This is a genomic window from Natrialba sp. INN-245 (genome assembly GCF_009807105.1).
Lineage (GTDB): Archaea > Halobacteriota > Halobacteria > Halobacteriales > Natrialbaceae > Natrarchaeobius > Natrarchaeobius swarupiae.
The window spans coordinates 1-14887 of sequence record NZ_WUBV01000043.1 but is presented as its reverse complement, the minus strand read 5'-3'; the positions used below and the strand labels follow the sequence as shown (position 1 = coordinate 14887).

Genomic DNA, 14887 nt, shown 5'->3' with positions numbered 1-14887 from the left:
TGCTGTAAGTCATTTCCGGTGCGACCGCGACCCGTCCTGCAGTCGCACCGGTAAATCGTTACAGCAAACCGTATGAGTTGGGCAGAGCCGACTCGTCGACGAACACGTTCTGCGATGGGACTAACCGTTCGTGGCCACCTCTGGGAATTCCCAGCGACCATAGGTTATTTCTGCTGCTGTCTCCCTTTATCATTCAGGAGCACTTATGCCTACTGTACGACCCACAGCGCGAACGGTCTGGGACGCAGTCTACGGGCGGATCGGAGCAGATCTTCGCGCCGTGATCCGGTATCAGCCGATGGACTGGGACTCCGTGATGCGTGATGACGTACGCGAACGGTACACCCACTCCGACACGCAGGCGATCGTCGATCAGACGATCGTCTGTCAGTTGAGCCACGGACGCCAGGAGAGTGCGTTCGAGTCGGGGTCGTTGAACGCACTCGTTCAGGTATTCGAGGATGCGTGGGTCGTCTCGTGTCCCGATTCGCCGGGTCGAAAATCCGGCGTTCTCGTCTCGATCGAACGCGACGGCAACGCGGCGACGATGGCCGACGTCCAGTGGTGTATCGATGTCCTCGAGGAAGATACCGACCAGCTTGTCGCGTAAACAACTCCACCCTACTTCGCTCACCGCATACGCGGTTCGCTCGTTGAGGGGAGCGTGGGACCGACGGTCCCGCACGACTTGAGGCCGGGGGCTTCGCCTCGAAATCGCTGAAATCCGTCTCAGCCGTCGACGAACAGCGTGTTCAACGCGTCGGGAACGACCAGCACGTCGTCGCCGAACTCGAGGGCGTCGGTCACGTGTGGTTTCGCTTGCATGAGACAGTCCTCGACGACACCCGGGGAGTCGGTGTCGGTCACGACGAGGTCGTGGTCGCGGAGGGTGCGAGCGACCACGAACGCACGCTGGGCACCGGGTTCGTACCCTCGTCTCATCTCGTCGTAGAGCGAGTCGGCGTCAGACGCGTCCCGAAGCCGCCGATAGAATCGCCTCTCGCCGGTTCCCTCGCCCGCTCCTTCGGGTAGCCTCGCCGGGACGACGAGGCGTCCACCCGGACGGGCCGGATTTCGATCGCCGAGGGCGACGTAGGTCGCGCCGCGGGTCGCCTGGTAGAGGGTCGCGTCTTTCGGCGCGCCGACGCCGCAGACGACGGCGTCGAACTGCCGGTCGATCGGCACCGAGAGGTCCGCTCGAGCGGCGGCCGCGAGTTCGTGAACGACTCGCCGCGGCTCTCCCGCTTGCACGTCGAGGACGCCGGCGGGACCGTACGCGAGGTTGAGCACGAAGTCGAGACCGACGAGGTCACCAGCCTCGTCGAGGGTCTCGCGAAACGGGTTCCCCTCGACGCGGCCGAGTCGAACGCCGTCCCTGGCGAGCATGTCGGGACCGTGCGTGTAGCCGATCAGTGACTCGCTTCCCGCACCGATGACGACGGTCTTCGCGCCGCCGCTGAAGCCGGCGTACTGGTGGGGCTCGACGACGCCCGTCGAGAGCACCGTATCGGCGTCGGCGACCGGTTCGCCGATCTCGACCGGCACGTCGTCGTTCTCGCTCCCGTCACTCGAGGCCTCTGAGGCGCCGCTGACTCGCCCGACTTCGACGACTGCGTCGGGGTCGTGGTTGACCGCGAGATCGGCGTGCTCGCCGAGCATCGACTCGATTTCGTCGTCGGTCATCGGTCGGTGCAACCCCAGTCCGATGACGACCGTCACCCGTTCACGGTCGACGCCACACGCGAGCAGTCGCTCGAGTACGGCCTCGAGCAGGACGTCGTCGGGTGCCGTCCGAGTGACGTCGGTGACGACGATCGCCACGTCGCCGTCGGGGTCGACCGTAGACGCGAGCGGCCGGCCGAGTGGCTCCTCGAGCGCGCGTTCTGCGGCCCGACGGACGTCGACGGAATCGCCGCCGGTCGGTTCGGCGACCGTCACGTCGTACTCGGGGAGCTGGACGTCGACGGTTTCCGTCCCGAGGGGAAGTTCCATACCGTTACGAGGGGACGACGGTTGAAAAACGACGGTGATCGGCGTCCGATTGCTCACCCAGTTCGATCTCGGTGAGATGTTCGATCATGCACGTTTCGATCACGCTCAAGTCTCCTTTTGGGTGCGACCGTCCGTTCGCGCCACCGGCTGCGGTCGATGATCCAGTCCCCCGTTGTCGGTGGTCCAGTCACCCACCATCGGTGTGTCAGTTTCCCGCCGTCGATGGTCCACTCTCGGTCAATCGTCTGCAATCGCGTCGGTCTCCGATTCCGGCTCCTCGGTCACACCCGACTCCGCGGATGCGGTCTCGCTCGGGATCAGTTGCTCGGTCGTTTCCCGATGTGATCGGCGGCGTCGCCGGAGTCGACCGGCGACGTTCTTCAGCAGGACTCGTCCGGCGAAGTCGATAGTCCGGCGCTCGCTTCGCGGGTAGAACGTGCCCAGTTCCTCGTCCGGAACCGTCGTGGGTTCGAACGCCGGATCGGTCAGCCTATCGATTCCCTCGCCCAGCAGTTCGCTCTGGACCGCTACGATCCGATCGAAGACGTCCCACATCGTCTCACAGCCGTGGAGGCTCACGTCGCTCGAGAGGACGACCTCGCCCCCGTCGACCGACTCGTTCAGCCGCTGGAGCGTCGTTCCGGCGGAGTCGCGGCCGTCGTAGAATATCGGCGGAACGCCCATCCCGCGATAGCGGCGGATGTCCGCGGGGTGGAAACTCAAGACGCCGTGTTCGGTCGCAGTCAGGATGTCGCCCCGGATCAACCCGAACCCGAACAGGACGACGACGTCACAGCGCTTTTCGATCCGATCGACGACCTCGTCGGGGAACTCGTACCACGGCCCGTCCGTTCGCGGCTCGCAACGAACGTGTGTCGCCTCCTCGAGACAGTGAAGATCGTCGACAGTGTGTCGATGCCAGAGCGGCTGTTCGTCCCCGAGAATCCGGCCGATCGTTCGTTCCGCGAGGACCAGCGCCCACGGCCCTTCTCGACGGAGTAGCTGGACGAACTGCGAGACGTCGTCGAGTCCGATCAGCCGTTTCGAGTTCCACGACTCGGCGACCGCATCGGAACTGTTCGCGTTGCTCACGACGAGCTCGACGTTCGCTTGCCCCTCGTGTTGGAGGCGCTCGATCGCACGGCGTTGCCACTCGTAGAGAAACGATTCGGAGAGGAGGCCGACCGAGACTGGGTCACCCGTCGACATGACCGTTTCCCCGGGCGGCACCACTATAGTTACCACCACCTTTTTCGAGTCGATGACGACGAATCGCACGACTGCGACGCGGTGGAGAGCACACTCGTATCCCTCACGTACCACCGTTTTCGTCGGTATTTCGTTCCCTACGCACAACATATGTCGATTACGGGTGCTGAAAGGGAATCGGACGACGCCACGCCGAAACCCACGCGGTCGTCACCGTCGGGCCCACTCGAGCATTCGGGCGTAGACCGGGTCGCTCTCGAGTGCCCGTGGGTCACCGACGAGAACGAGCGCGCGCTTCGGGCGGGTGAGCGCGACGTTGATCCGGCGGTAATCCTCGAAGATCGGCCCCTCGAGCGTTCCGGTCGCGGTAAAGGAGACGACGATGACCTCCTGACTCGAGCCCTGGAACCGATCGACGGTGTCGACGGCGACGTCCGCTGGAACGTGATTCGATATCGTCGAGACCTGCGCCCGGAAGGGCGCGATGACGCCGATCTCTGAGCGCTCGAGGCCGGCCTCCTCGTACGCTCGCACGATCTCCGCGATTCGGGCGGCCTCCTCGTCGTCGGTGTAGCGGCCGTCGTCACCCTCGACGCCGACGAACGCGACGGAGTCACGGAGGTCGGCGGGGAGGACCTCGCGGGAGACGTCTTCGAGATCCTCGAGCGTTCGACCGGCGACGTCGGGCGTCGCGGGTCGAAGCTGGCCGTCGTAGAACTCGCGGGAGGCGAACGCCTGGATGCGCTGGTTCATCCGGTACTGACGGTCGAGCATGACGCCCGCGTCGGGGTAGCGCTCGACCAGTCGCTCGAACAGCGACTCGGTGAGGTCGTTCTCCGCCCGAACGACCGGCGGAAGCTGTTCGTGGTCGCCGACCAACACGAATCGATCGGCGAGGTTGACCGCCGCGAACGTCCCCGGCTCCGTGAGCTGGGCGGCTTCGTCGACCAGCGCGGCGTCGAAGGACTGTTCTTTCATGATCCTCGAGCCGCAGGTCGCCGTCGTCGCCGCCACGATCTGTGCGTTCTGTAACTCGGCGACGCGTTCGGCCGGATCGCCGGCTCGCTCGAGGCGGTAGGGCTCCATGTCCTCGCGGACACCGCTTTTCGAGCCGACACGGACGATCCGGTCGGCGTCGACGACGCCGTCTAGCTGTTCGAGGACGGCCTCGAGGGCGTTGTCCACGGCGCGGTTCGTGAACGCGGAGAGGAGCACGCGCTCGCCGCGTTCGACCATCGCGCGGACGGTGCGAGCGATGGTGTAGGTCTTGCCGGTTCCCGGCGGGCCGTGGATCAACGCGAGGTCCCGCGCGCCGACGGCCGTTCGGACCGCCTCGTCCTGTGCGTCGTTATTGTCGACGAACGTCTCTGCGGGCCGGTCGAACGCCGGATCTTGCCGGCCGAACAGGACGTCCTTTCGGCGCTCGTCGCCTTTGAGCAAGACGTCGTGGAGCGCGACGAGTAACCGATCCGTCGTCAACTCGGAGGGGTAGACGTCGAGTCGGGTCACCTCGACCGGCTCGTCGGCCGTCAGGACGATTTCGTCGTCTAACCGCTCGATTCGGGCGAGTTCCGAGTTGCCCCGGACCGGGTGGCCGTCGCTCGCAAGCACCAGGTCTCCCTCCCGGAGCTTCGAGGTCGCGCCACCCTCGCGGCGCGTGTGAAGTTCCCAGCGCCCGCCCTCGAGCGGCCGTTTCTCGACGAACGCGAGATCGATCAACGCGCGGTCGTCGTCGGCTCGCTCCCGTGCGTCCTGTTCCCAGAGCTTGGCGTACTCGCGGTGGACCTCCCGGCGTTCCTCCTCGATCGCCCGGTAAAAGCGCTCGAAGTACTCGAGTTCCTCCTCGGGAAGGGCCTGCCCGATCTGGCCGGCTTTCGACTCCTGGTCGAGCCGACCCGAGACGACCATACAGGTGTCCTGTTCGAAACAGTACTCACACCTCGCGTCGCCCTCGTAGCCGGTCGGAACGTCGCCTGCCATCTCCATCGCGGCGATCTCGTTTCGGAGCCTGACGACGAATTTCAAGAGCCCGTTACCCATCGAGAAATCCTTCGCCGGCGTGAGGTCGCCGGTCTCCTCGTTGCGGTCGAGTGCGGAGTTTTTCGTATAGAGGAGGGTGCCGGTGTCGACGTCGCCGCCGCGTTCCTCGAGCAACAGCGCATAACAGGCGGCCTGTACCTTGTCCTTGAACCGCGGTTCCTTCTTCAGGTTCTTCCCCGTCTTGAGTTCGACCGGCGCACCGCGGCGAACGGCGTCCGCTCGCCCGCGGATACCGAACGTCTCGCTGATGAGTAGCTGTTCGGAGCGCCAGGAGTCGTCCTCGGTGAGCCGACCCTGCTCGAGCCAGCTTTCGATCGCGGCGGCGTTCTCCCGGACGTCCTCGGCGGCGGCCTCGGGCGTCTCGCCGAGCAGACCGAGCTGGAGCGCGCGCTCCTCGACGCGCGCCTCGATCGACTCCTCGAGGTCACGTCCCCGTAACAGGTCGCCGAAGACCTCGTGGACGAGCGTCCCCTTCACGACGGGGTAGTTAAGCGGGACGCCGGAGAGCTTGTTCAGATAGTAGAGTCGGGGACACTCCACCCAGTTTCTGATCGACGTCACGTTCACCAGAAAGCTCGGCTCGACGACGACGTAGGAGTCACCGGTCGTCTTGTACCGCCGTTCGCCCCGGTACTCGTCCTCCGTGGCGTTCGTGACCAGTAGCGCCATCCCCGGCTCGAGGAGTTCGGCCGACTCCGTCCACTTGTTCCAGAGCGTCACCGTCGTCACGTCGCGTTCGTCGTCACGGGAGTCGTCGAGTCGATCTGTGGCATCCGTCGCCGTCCCGTCCCCGCGCTCGTCGACGGACTCGAGTCGAAGCGGTACCTCGGCGAGGTCGCTCTCACCGTAGCTCGTCGACACCGTTCGCACCTCGACCTCGCCCGCGACGGTTCCGCGTACGTTCACGGCTGTCCGTCAGGGCCGACCGCTCAAAAACGCTATCGATCCCGATCCTTCACGGACAGTTTCACCCGATTTCGCGCAGTAACATCGGATTATCCCCCATCCGGGACCGGGGTGGCTCGAAACGGTCGCCGGCGCTTAAAGGCACCGGAGGCGAACTCCCCACACCATGAGCGACCCGAACAGTGACGACCGTCCGAACGTCGGCGACCCCCCTGACGACAACGATCGGCCGGCCGACGAACCCCGGGACGCCACCGATACCGATTCGCAGGAGGAGCCGACGGCCACCGGTGCCGACGTCGACTCCGGCACGGGCGTCGGCGACCACCCGGACGGGGGTCCCGATCCACGGGACGACTCGACTCGCGTCGCGAACGAGGAGCGCCGACGCAACACGTCGATCGTCAGCGCCGTCGTCGCCGCGATCGGAGCCTGGGTCGCCCTCTCGGTGCTGGTGTTCGACGTCGGCGAGGCGTCGCTGTGGAACAACGTGCTCGTCGGCGCAGTAATCCTCCTGGCCGCCGGCTACAACGTCTACCGGCTCTCGAACGATATTCCGTTGAGCGTCGGCGTCTCCACGCTCGTCGCCGTCCTCGGTATCTGGCTGATCGTCTCCGCCGCGTTACTCGGCATGCTCGGGAGTCTGTTCTGGAGTACGCTCGCCGCCGGCTTGCTCGTCACCGGTCTCTCCGGATACAACGCCTACGAGGCCCGGGAGGCCCGGACGGTCGCAACCGAACCGGATACGCGGTCCTAAGTCACCTCCTCGTCTCCCGTCACCGATACCGTCGTCGTGTTCACTCCGGGTCAGGCCGCGGTTCGACGTCGGCTTCGATCGTCGCCTCGAGACGTCGAAGCCGAACTTCCGCGGCGTGGTGGCCGGTCGCGACGACGGCAAACGCGACCATAACCGCGGCGAACCCGATTGCGACGAGCGGCGAAACGCCGTTGACGTAGCTGTTGACCACCTGTCCAACCGCGAGACCGATCGGACCGAAAACGAGCAGACTGCTCTTGACTGGTGCGACACGAAACAGTTCTGCGAGAGAGAACGTTTCTCGAGTAGACATTTGAAATCGTCAGTTACGCGTACTGACGATCGAATTATCGTAGCCCTTTTGGTTCGTTCGTCGCGTTCCGGTCGACCGATACGTTCTTTCTGCTCGCCTCACAATCCTCGGCTATGCGGATTCGTGAGTGGCAGGATATACTCGAGGACGTCACCGACCGGGATGTCGATTCCGAGGGCTGGCGAGCGGTCGCCGGCGACCGCGCGGGCGGCGTCGGCGAGGATCTCTATCTTGGACACCCACGGGGCGGCGTCTTCTTCCTCAAAACGTACGCGAAAAACCCCTTCGAGGTTCGGGGCGTCGGCACGCAGGTCGCCCGAAAGCTCGACGACGAGATCGGCAGCTTCCTTCCACAGGCGGAGGCAGGCGGGCGCTTTGCCGTCCAGTCGCCACCCGAAGACGAGGAACACGCCGAAAGCGTCGCCAAGCGGCTCGAGACCGTCGTCGAGACTCACGCCGACGCGCCGACGCGGCCACAGGACTTCTTCGACGACGTGATGGAGGCCGTCGAGAGCCCGGCGTTCGGCCCGATGGAGTACGATCAGTACGACCGATCCGAGCATCTCGAGGAGCTCTCCGATCGCTTCGAGGAGGCCGACGAACTGCTGAGCGCCGAACTCGAGGAGCTGATCGAGACCGACGAGGTCGACCGCGGGTTTATGTGAGCGGTTCGCGTCGCGGATCGCAGCGTGGCGGGCGATCGATGCGTCGGGTCACTTCTGCGTTTCTCGAGGGAGACGGCTGATCCCGCTCGACGTCGGTGTGTCGACACGATCGTCACTCGTTTTCGTTTCCGCCGACTCCGACGACCGGTACTCCTGTCTGAACGTCTCGACGATGGCGACGAGGATGCCGATCAGGATCGGGCCGACGAACAGTCCGACGAAGCCGAGCGTATACACCCCACCGAAGACGCCGACGAGGATCACCGCGGGGTTCAGTCTCGCTCGCTTGTCGATCACGATCGGTCGAACGTAGTAGTCGATGAAGCTCACGACGGTAAGACCGTACACGGCGAGAAAGATCGCCGCCCCCGTCTCGTCGATGAGGAAGAGATAGCCGGCGGCGGGCGCCCAGATCAGAAACACGCCGATCAGCGGCAAGAACGCGAGCACCATCATCACGATCGTCCAGAACACGACGTTCGAGATGCCGGCCAGATAGAGCCCGAGGCCGGCGATCAGCGCCTGCAAGACGGCCGCGAAGGCGTGGCCGACGACGGCACCCCACGTCGTCCGATCGATCTGGTCGATCAGCGTCGAACTGACCGCCGGAGAAAGCGGACTCGCATCCGCGAGCCACGCGACGAGCGCCGGCCCGTCGAGCAACAGGTAAAACACCAGAAAGAGCACGAGTGCAACGCCAAGCGAGACGTGTAACGTGAGTTCGATCAGGTGCGAGACGTCCTGGAAGAACACGGAGAACAACAGTTCGGTCAACTGGCCGGCCGTCTCCTGAATGTCGACGTCTACGCCGGCGACCTCGGCAAGTTCCCGCTCGATCAGTGCGGTCTGCAGGTCCGTCTCTCCGCGCGAGATCGATCGGAGATCCTCGAGGAAGGCCGTCAAAATGTATAGGATCGGTAAGACCAACACGACGAAACTCGCGAGAATCAGCACCAGCGCGGACGACATCTCTGCGACTCGAGTGGACGCCAGCTGGCCGCTCATCGACTCGAGGAGCCGGACGTGTAACGGAAACAGGACGTATGCGAGAAGAAGCGCCAACAGAACGTACTCGAGAAACGGACGGATGACGACGAACACCGAGAACGTGACGATCGCCAGGAGGACGTAGAGAAACAGTTGCTCACGATTCATGGACGTATCGTATATTTCGTTCGTACGGGTATGAATACACTCCGGTGAATTGAGACGGTCAATTTATACTGACGGTCTCGATCGGCCGACGATCGATGGGGCGAATCGCGACGCCTGCTGTTGCCACGGCCGCGCTTTTTCGTTCGTCGGCGGAAACTGGTTCAGTGTCCGTTACCCCCTCATCCATCGGTGGCGAAGACGTCCACCCAGCGGCCGTCGCGGACGTCGTCGACGTACTCGAGCTCTCCTGGCTCCTCGCCGGGCTCACGGTCGTCGTGGCGTGGTACGGCTCGAAGTTCCTGACCGATCGGCTTCGTCCGCGACTCGAGGAGCGCGTGCTTCGACCGACGACCGCCAACGCGGTCCTGTTGATCGTCCGAATCGGGATCGTCTGCTACGCGTTCGTCCCGTTCGCCGGCCTGCTGGGCTTTCGTCCGCAGAACGTCTTGCTCTCGTTTACCGTCCTCTCGCTCGTCCTCGGAGCGGTTCTCGCGCCGGTCGGCCGAAGCTACGTCAGTGGGCTGTTCATCCTCCTCAACCGCCCCTACGAGGTCGGCGACATGATCGAACTCGTCGACCGCGAGGAACGCGGCTACGTCGACGACATCTCGCTCGGCTACACCCGGATATACGCACTCGACAACTCGTTTCTGGTGATCCCGAACGAGACGATGCGCGAACGCGACGTCCGCAACCGCTCGGCGGAGGACGAACGGAACCGACTCTCGATCGAGGTCTGTGTCACCTACGAGGGCGACCTCGAGCGGGCCTGTTCCCTCCTCGAGCGATCGGCACGACGGGTCGACGGCGTCATCGAAGGGGGGCCACCGATCCGGATCGGTCGGTCGCGGTTCCCGGCGGGGCCGACGGCGTTCGTCCGGGGGTTCGCCGACCACGGCATCCTGCTCGACCTGAAACTCTGGACCGAGGAGCCCTACCTCCCGCTGAAGGTCCGGTCGGCCGTCCACCGAAACGCCTGGAACGCATTCGAGGGCGAAGACGTCGAGATCGCGTACCCACACACCCACCACGTCTTCGACGAGACGAGCGGACGAGCGCGCGTCGCGTTCGAACCGTCCGACGGGCAGTCGCCCGAGCGCTCCGGCGACACCAGGCGGCTCGAGCGACACGAGGACGAATCGCTCGAGCGAACTCGCAAGCGAGCCGCGACGGGAACCAGTTCTCGCCGGTCTGCCGGCCACGAACCCGACTCCGGGCGGCCGTTTTGATACGGACGGTAACGCCGGTACGACACGGGTCCGGCCTGCGTTCGCGTCCGATGCGTCTTTGTGATTGCCCGCCGGAGTATCCGCCGATGACCGCACGCGCCGAGGAGACCGTCCGCGACTACTACGACGCGCTCCGTGAGGGCGACCCCCTCGAGTCGTACTTCCTCGCCGACGACTCGACGGTCAAGTTCGGGATCGGCGAGGCGCTGTTCGGATACGACGAGGTCGCGGAGGCACTCCGGGAACAGACCGAGACGACCGACGACTGGGCGGTCGAGAGTCACCGACTCGTCGTCGACGACCGCGGGCCGGTCGCGACCGTCGCCGACGAGGTGACGATGGCCTGGACTGACCTCGAATCCGACGAGCGACGCGAGTTCGAGACGCGCTGGAGCGCGACGTTGCTCCTGGCAGACGCCGAATTCGGAGACGCTGATCGGGCTGGACTCGACGACTCCGCGTCCGCCGGAAACGACTGGCTGTTCGCATCGATGCACGTCAGTACGGCCGACGAGCTATGACACGACGACGCGGCCGGGGCTCGACTCCGGATGGACGACGCTCGCGGCGACGGCTCGCCGCCGGATTCGTTCTGTTAGTCGGACTCTCCGGTGGGACGATGGCGCTTCAGGGTGACGCGTCAGTTCCGACGATCGGACTGATGACGGCCATCGGGCTCGTCGCCGGCGGCGCGTTGTTGTGGTATCTCCGCTGGATCGCATCCTCTAGTAGCCGCTAAACGTCAATACACACCTGCTCGCGAGTTCTCGGTCGGAACCAGCGTCTTGTCGCCGGTTCTGACTCGACACTGCGAGCCGTGTGTCAGGTTACAACCGCGGTGTGCGTTCCGAGAACGATGGTCGCCTCGAGTCCGTTACCGGTCGACGCGTCGAAGCCACAGTCGCGGCGCGTCGAGTTCGTCCTGACTGGGCAGGTTCTCTGGCTGGTCCCAGACCCGACTCGCGGTCTCGAGGTCGCTCGCGGTGACGACGCCCTCGAAGAAGCTCTTCCCGCGTTCGTACTGGCGCTGTTTGAGGCCCAGACCGAGCAGTCGCCGGAACAGCGTCTGAAGCGGGCCGCGTCCCTGCCGGCGGGCATCGAGTTTCCGACGAAGGTCCGCGTACTCGTCGTCGAAGGCGTGGTCCATCAGGAGTTCGGCGTACCCCTCGACGACGGTCATCGCGGCGTCGAGTTCGCGGAACGCGTTTCGATCGAACGAACCCGCCGAGAGGGCGGTGATCCCATCTTCCATGCGGGTCTCGAGGTGTGTCGAGAGCCACGGGGCCGCGCCGAACTCCGCGGCGTGGGTCACCTCGTGGAAGGCAATCCAGCGCCGGAAGCGGTCGGGATCGACGGCGAGCGTCTCCGCGGCGTGTAAGATGTTCGGGCGGACGAAGTACAGCGCGTGGTCGTCGTCGGGGGTGTCGGCGAGCAACAGCGGATCGTACTGACCGAGGACGTTTCGGCCGAGAAAACCGAGCAACACGGCCATCGTCCCGGTGTTGATCGTCCGAGCGACGCCGGGAAAGACGTCCGTATGAGCCTCGAGCGTCCCCATCACGCGCTCGAAGGTGGCGACGTTAGCGTCGATCCAGTGGTGGCGGTTCTGGATTTCGACGGTCTCGGGGACGTCGAACTCGGCCCCCGAAACCGTCCGGACGGCGGCTCGAGCCTCCCTGACGTCGCGTGCGTACGCCTCGGCCTCGCCGGGCTCGAGGGCGACCGAACCGGGGTCCGTCGCTGCCTTGGCGGCGTCGGCAGCGGAGCGCCAGTCGATCGCTTCGCCGTCGGAGCCGGACGCCCCGGCGACGGCCCGGGCGCTGCGATAGAGGTTCACAGTGACGAATACGGCTGTGGGACGCAAAAGCGTTCGGCTCGGTTAGTTGACGATCACGTCGGGCTGGTCTTCCTCCTCGAGGTCAGGTTCGTCGTCACCGCCGAACTTCCTGGCTGCAGCGGCGATAGCGACGAGGACAGCGAGGGCGACCACTGCGCCGATCGCCTTGCCGGCCGAGCCGTCGTCATCGTCGGTGACGGCAGCCTCTTCCGTGTCGTCGTCGGTCTCGCTCTCCAGTTCGGGCGGTTCGGTCTCCTCGCCGAACGGGAGCGCCTCGCCGATCTCGCGGGGACCGAACTGAGTGTCGCCGTCTAGGTGCAACTCGATGAACGTGAATTTCCGTTCTCCCATACTCGAGGGGACGACGACCGGACACTTAGCCGTTTGGTCGATCCAATGATGGCGACCGGCCGGAGAGGATCGAGTCGTGTGAACACGGTCGCGTTGGACCGGTACGATTAAGTGTCCGTCACCTGCGCTCTTTCGTATGAGTGGACGACCGCTCGACGTCCTCGAGGCGTCGCTGGGCGAACGCGTGACGGTACGACTCAAAAGCGGCGACGAGTACGTCGGTGACCTCGCCGGCTACGACCAGCACATGAATCTCGTGTTGGACGACGTCACGATTCCGGGCGAGGAGTCGCCATCGGACGGGGAGCCGACCGAAGACACAACCATTATACGCGGCGACAACGTCGTTTCGATCACTCCATGACTGGTGCAGGAACCCCGAGCCAAGGAAAGAAAAACAAGACGACCCACGTCAAGTGTCGTCGGTGCGGAGAGAAGTCCTATCACGTGAAAAAGGAGGTCTGCTCGTCGTGTGGCTTCGGCAAATCGGCCAAACGCCGCGACTACGAGTGGCAGTCGAAAACCGGCGACCACTGAATTGGGACAGAAGTTTTCGACAGCCAACTGCGAACCGAACGGATATAGACGTGTATACGGCCGGTGACTGCGGTCTGACACCGACGACTCTCCTTCAGTTACCCATTTTGAACGGTTCGTTTCGATCGCTTGGATTGACGCCGCTCCAGGCGAGAACGCTTTCGACTTCGCCGTTCGTTCAACTTGATAGCGATACGAGATTCCGTTTGGAACACGGAGCTCGTTTACGTTCTTTCGGCAGATTTCGGTTACAGCCTCTCGAAGAGGGTTGATCGTTCTCAATTGGCTATCCAGGCGAGGTAACCAATATAAGTTACATATGACGTGGTTTTACGGAAGAAGTAATTGTCTCTAGTTCACAGAGTGCGATATACCGGCCGTGCTAAGCAGCTACATACGACGCGGTCCGCTGGAGACTCCATTCGAGACGTGACTGGACAATGACGAACACGAAATCCGAGACCCGACGGCAGACAGACGAACGGCATCGCACAGGGCGACCGAACCAGCCGACTGAACGGAACGGCTGCCCCGAGTGCGGGGGCCGACTCCATCCGGATGAAAATCAAACCTATTGCGAATCCTGTGGGCTCGTGGTCAGCGACGAGCCGATCGATCGAGGACCGGAGTGGCGTGCGTTCGATTCGGCCGAGCGGAATCGTAAGTCTCGTGTCGGTGCGCCAACCACAACACTGTTGCACGACCGCGGACTTTCGACGGTAATCGATTGGCGCGATACGGACGGCTACGGCCAAGTGCTCTCCGACAAACGGCGAAAACAGTTCCAGCGGTTGCGTCGGTGGGACGAACGCTTCCGGACGAAAGATGCGGCTGAACGAAACCTGAAGCACGCGCTCGGTGAAATCGAACGAATGGGCGCTGCACTCGGTGTTCCCGACGACGCCTGCAAAACTGCCAGCGTCATCTATCGGCGAGCGCTCGAGGCGGAGCTACTGCCCGGCCGATCCATCGAAGCGATGGCGACGGCAGCCCTCTACGCAGCAGTTCGGCAGGCGGGAATCCCGAGATCGATCGACGAACTCGCACCGGTAAGCCGGATCGATTACCTCGAGTTAACACGAGCGTACCGGTACCTCGTCCGCGAACTCGAGTTGCCGATGGCTCCGCCGGATCCACTCGAGTACTTGCCGCGGTATGCCTCCCGCCTTGAGCTGTCGAACGAAACCGAGCGGACTGCACGTGAGGTCCTCGAGGCCGGCGTTGAGGAGGGCGTTCACAGTGGAAGACATCCGGTCGGGCTCGCCGCAGCGGCACTCTATGCGGCATCTCGACTTACCGGCGAGGACTTGACACAGAACGAGCTGTCAACAGCGATGGACGTGAGCAAAGTAACGATTAGGAACCGGTACCAGGAGCTGCTCGAGGTCGCCACAGAGGGCTGATACAGACTGCTGTCGTTCGGCACTGATGATTGCTGGCCCCGTTCGAGGGCTCACCGGCACAACGTGACAACAATTCGTATGATTGCTCTGGTCGATAGGGGAACAAGGGGAGTATTTTGGAGGTGTGGGAAATCAGAAATTTCCGTGACCGCGAAATGTGAAATCACCCCGATGCTACGCAACTGCTTCACGTCTCGGTCCACTTGTCCCACGGGTTCGTTCATCCGCTGTGAGTTCGAGTGTCTGGGATATTTCGAAACTCGAGGGTAATCAATATCAGTTAATGATTTAGGATCTTGGCAGAACTATCAACCACAATGAGTTCATGTATTGGATTTGCTACAATAGCCTTTTGTTCTCACGGTCGAAGGTACCGGCGATGAGTTCCGAACAAGACCACCTCAAAGAAACCGACACTGAAGCCCGGTTCGAGTTCAAGAAAGAGGAGAACGCCGCGGTGCGCTCCGAGAAGGGCCTGACAGAGGAGGTCATC

The 14887-nt window shown here is 63.7% G+C and carries 16 protein-coding genes; 9 read left to right on the top strand and 7 right to left on the bottom strand.

The window, feature by feature from the left end; all coding sequences use genetic code 11:
* The first annotated feature begins 205 nt into the window (after positions 1-205).
* Complete coding sequence (locus tag GRS80_RS13285) at positions 206-610, top strand: hypothetical protein (RefSeq protein WP_160047980.1); 405 nt, start codon at positions 206-208, stop codon at positions 608-610.
* A gap of 119 nt (positions 611-729) precedes the next feature.
* Here GRS80_RS13285 and GRS80_RS13280 read toward each other — a convergent pair whose 3' ends face one another.
* The 3 genes from GRS80_RS13280 to GRS80_RS13270 form a co-directional block, all read right to left on the bottom strand.
* Entirely contained in the window at positions 730-1992 is a 1263-nt protein-coding gene (locus tag GRS80_RS13280; protein WP_160047979.1) for a lactate racemase domain-containing protein, read from the bottom strand.
* Positions 1993-2229: 237 nt separating this feature from the next.
* Positions 2230-3201: a formyltransferase family protein gene (locus tag GRS80_RS13275; protein ID WP_160047978.1), complete on the bottom strand. Its 972-nt coding sequence runs from the start codon at positions 3199-3201 to the stop codon at positions 2230-2232.
* 210 nt (positions 3202-3411) lie between these two features.
* Positions 3412-6147: an AAA domain-containing protein gene (locus GRS80_RS13270; RefSeq protein ID WP_343161575.1), complete on the bottom strand. Its 2736-nt coding sequence runs from the start codon at positions 6145-6147 to the stop codon at positions 3412-3414.
* A gap of 166 nt (positions 6148-6313) precedes the next feature.
* Between GRS80_RS13270 and GRS80_RS13265 the strand changes: the two genes are divergently transcribed.
* A complete protein-coding gene (locus GRS80_RS13265; protein WP_160047977.1) occupies positions 6314-6904 on the top strand; it encodes a hypothetical protein in 591 nt (196 codons plus the stop codon).
* Positions 6905-6944: 40 nt separating this feature from the next.
* On the opposite strand, the gene GRS80_RS13260 is transcribed toward GRS80_RS13265, so the two are convergent.
* Positions 6945-7217: a hypothetical protein gene (locus GRS80_RS13260; RefSeq protein WP_160047976.1), complete on the bottom strand. Its 273-nt coding sequence runs from the start codon at positions 7215-7217 to the stop codon at positions 6945-6947.
* A gap of 113 nt (positions 7218-7330) precedes the next feature.
* Between GRS80_RS13260 and GRS80_RS13255 the strand changes: the two genes are divergently transcribed.
* Positions 7331-7882 (top strand): hypothetical protein, encoded by a 552-nt coding sequence (locus tag GRS80_RS13255; RefSeq protein WP_160047975.1) that lies wholly within the window; start codon positions 7331-7333, stop codon positions 7880-7882.
* Between the two features lie 48 nt (positions 7883-7930).
* On the opposite strand, the gene GRS80_RS13250 is transcribed toward GRS80_RS13255, so the two are convergent.
* Positions 7931-9037 carry an AI-2E family transporter gene (locus GRS80_RS13250; protein WP_160047974.1) on the bottom strand — a complete coding sequence of 369 codons (1107 nt, stop codon included), beginning with the start codon at positions 9035-9037 and terminating at the stop codon, positions 7931-7933.
* A 164-nt stretch (positions 9038-9201) separates the two neighbouring features.
* Here GRS80_RS13250 and GRS80_RS13245 point away from each other — a divergent pair, with 164 nt between their 5' ends.
* The 3 genes from GRS80_RS13245 (at position 9202) to GRS80_RS13235 (ending at position 11005) form a co-directional block, all read left to right on the top strand.
* Positions 9202-10266, top strand: coding sequence for a mechanosensitive ion channel family protein (locus GRS80_RS13245; protein WP_343161574.1), 1065 nt, complete (start codon positions 9202-9204; stop codon positions 10264-10266).
* An 86-nt stretch (positions 10267-10352) separates the two neighbouring features.
* The gene (locus tag GRS80_RS13240) at positions 10353-10787 is read left to right on the top strand and encodes a nuclear transport factor 2 family protein (protein ID WP_160047972.1); all 435 of its coding nucleotides are present in this window, start codon (positions 10353-10355) and stop codon (positions 10785-10787) included.
* Positions 10784-11005, top strand: a complete 222-nt coding sequence (locus GRS80_RS13235; protein ID WP_160047971.1) for a hypothetical protein — start codon at positions 10784-10786, stop codon at positions 11003-11005. The genes GRS80_RS13240 and GRS80_RS13235 overlap by 4 nt, the downstream gene beginning before the upstream one ends.
* A gap of 135 nt (positions 11006-11140) precedes the next feature.
* On the opposite strand, the gene GRS80_RS13230 is transcribed toward GRS80_RS13235, so the two are convergent.
* On the bottom strand, positions 11141-12103 hold the full coding sequence (locus tag GRS80_RS13230) for a zinc-dependent metalloprotease (protein WP_343161573.1): 963 nt from the start codon (positions 12101-12103) through the stop codon (positions 11141-11143).
* 42 nt (positions 12104-12145) lie between these two features.
* Complete coding sequence (locus GRS80_RS13225) at positions 12146-12454, bottom strand: hypothetical protein (protein WP_160047969.1); 309 nt, start codon at positions 12452-12454, stop codon at positions 12146-12148.
* A gap of 136 nt (positions 12455-12590) precedes the next feature.
* On the opposite strand from GRS80_RS13225, the gene GRS80_RS13220 reads away from it, so the two are divergent.
* From GRS80_RS13220 to GRS80_RS13210, 3 genes are all read left to right on the top strand, one after another.
* A complete protein-coding gene (locus GRS80_RS13220) occupies positions 12591-12818 on the top strand; it encodes an LSM domain-containing protein (protein ID WP_149082963.1) in 228 nt (75 codons plus the stop codon).
* The gene (locus GRS80_RS13215; RefSeq protein WP_149082962.1) at positions 12815-12991 is read left to right on the top strand and encodes a 50S ribosomal protein L37e; all 177 of its coding nucleotides are present in this window, start codon (positions 12815-12817) and stop codon (positions 12989-12991) included. The genes GRS80_RS13220 and GRS80_RS13215 overlap by 4 nt, the downstream gene beginning before the upstream one ends.
* Before the next feature lie 440 nt (positions 12992-13431).
* The gene (locus GRS80_RS13210; RefSeq protein ID WP_160047968.1) at positions 13432-14394 is read left to right on the top strand and encodes a TFIIB-type zinc ribbon-containing protein; all 963 of its coding nucleotides are present in this window, start codon (positions 13432-13434) and stop codon (positions 14392-14394) included.
* Positions 14395-14887 lie beyond the last annotated feature (493 nt).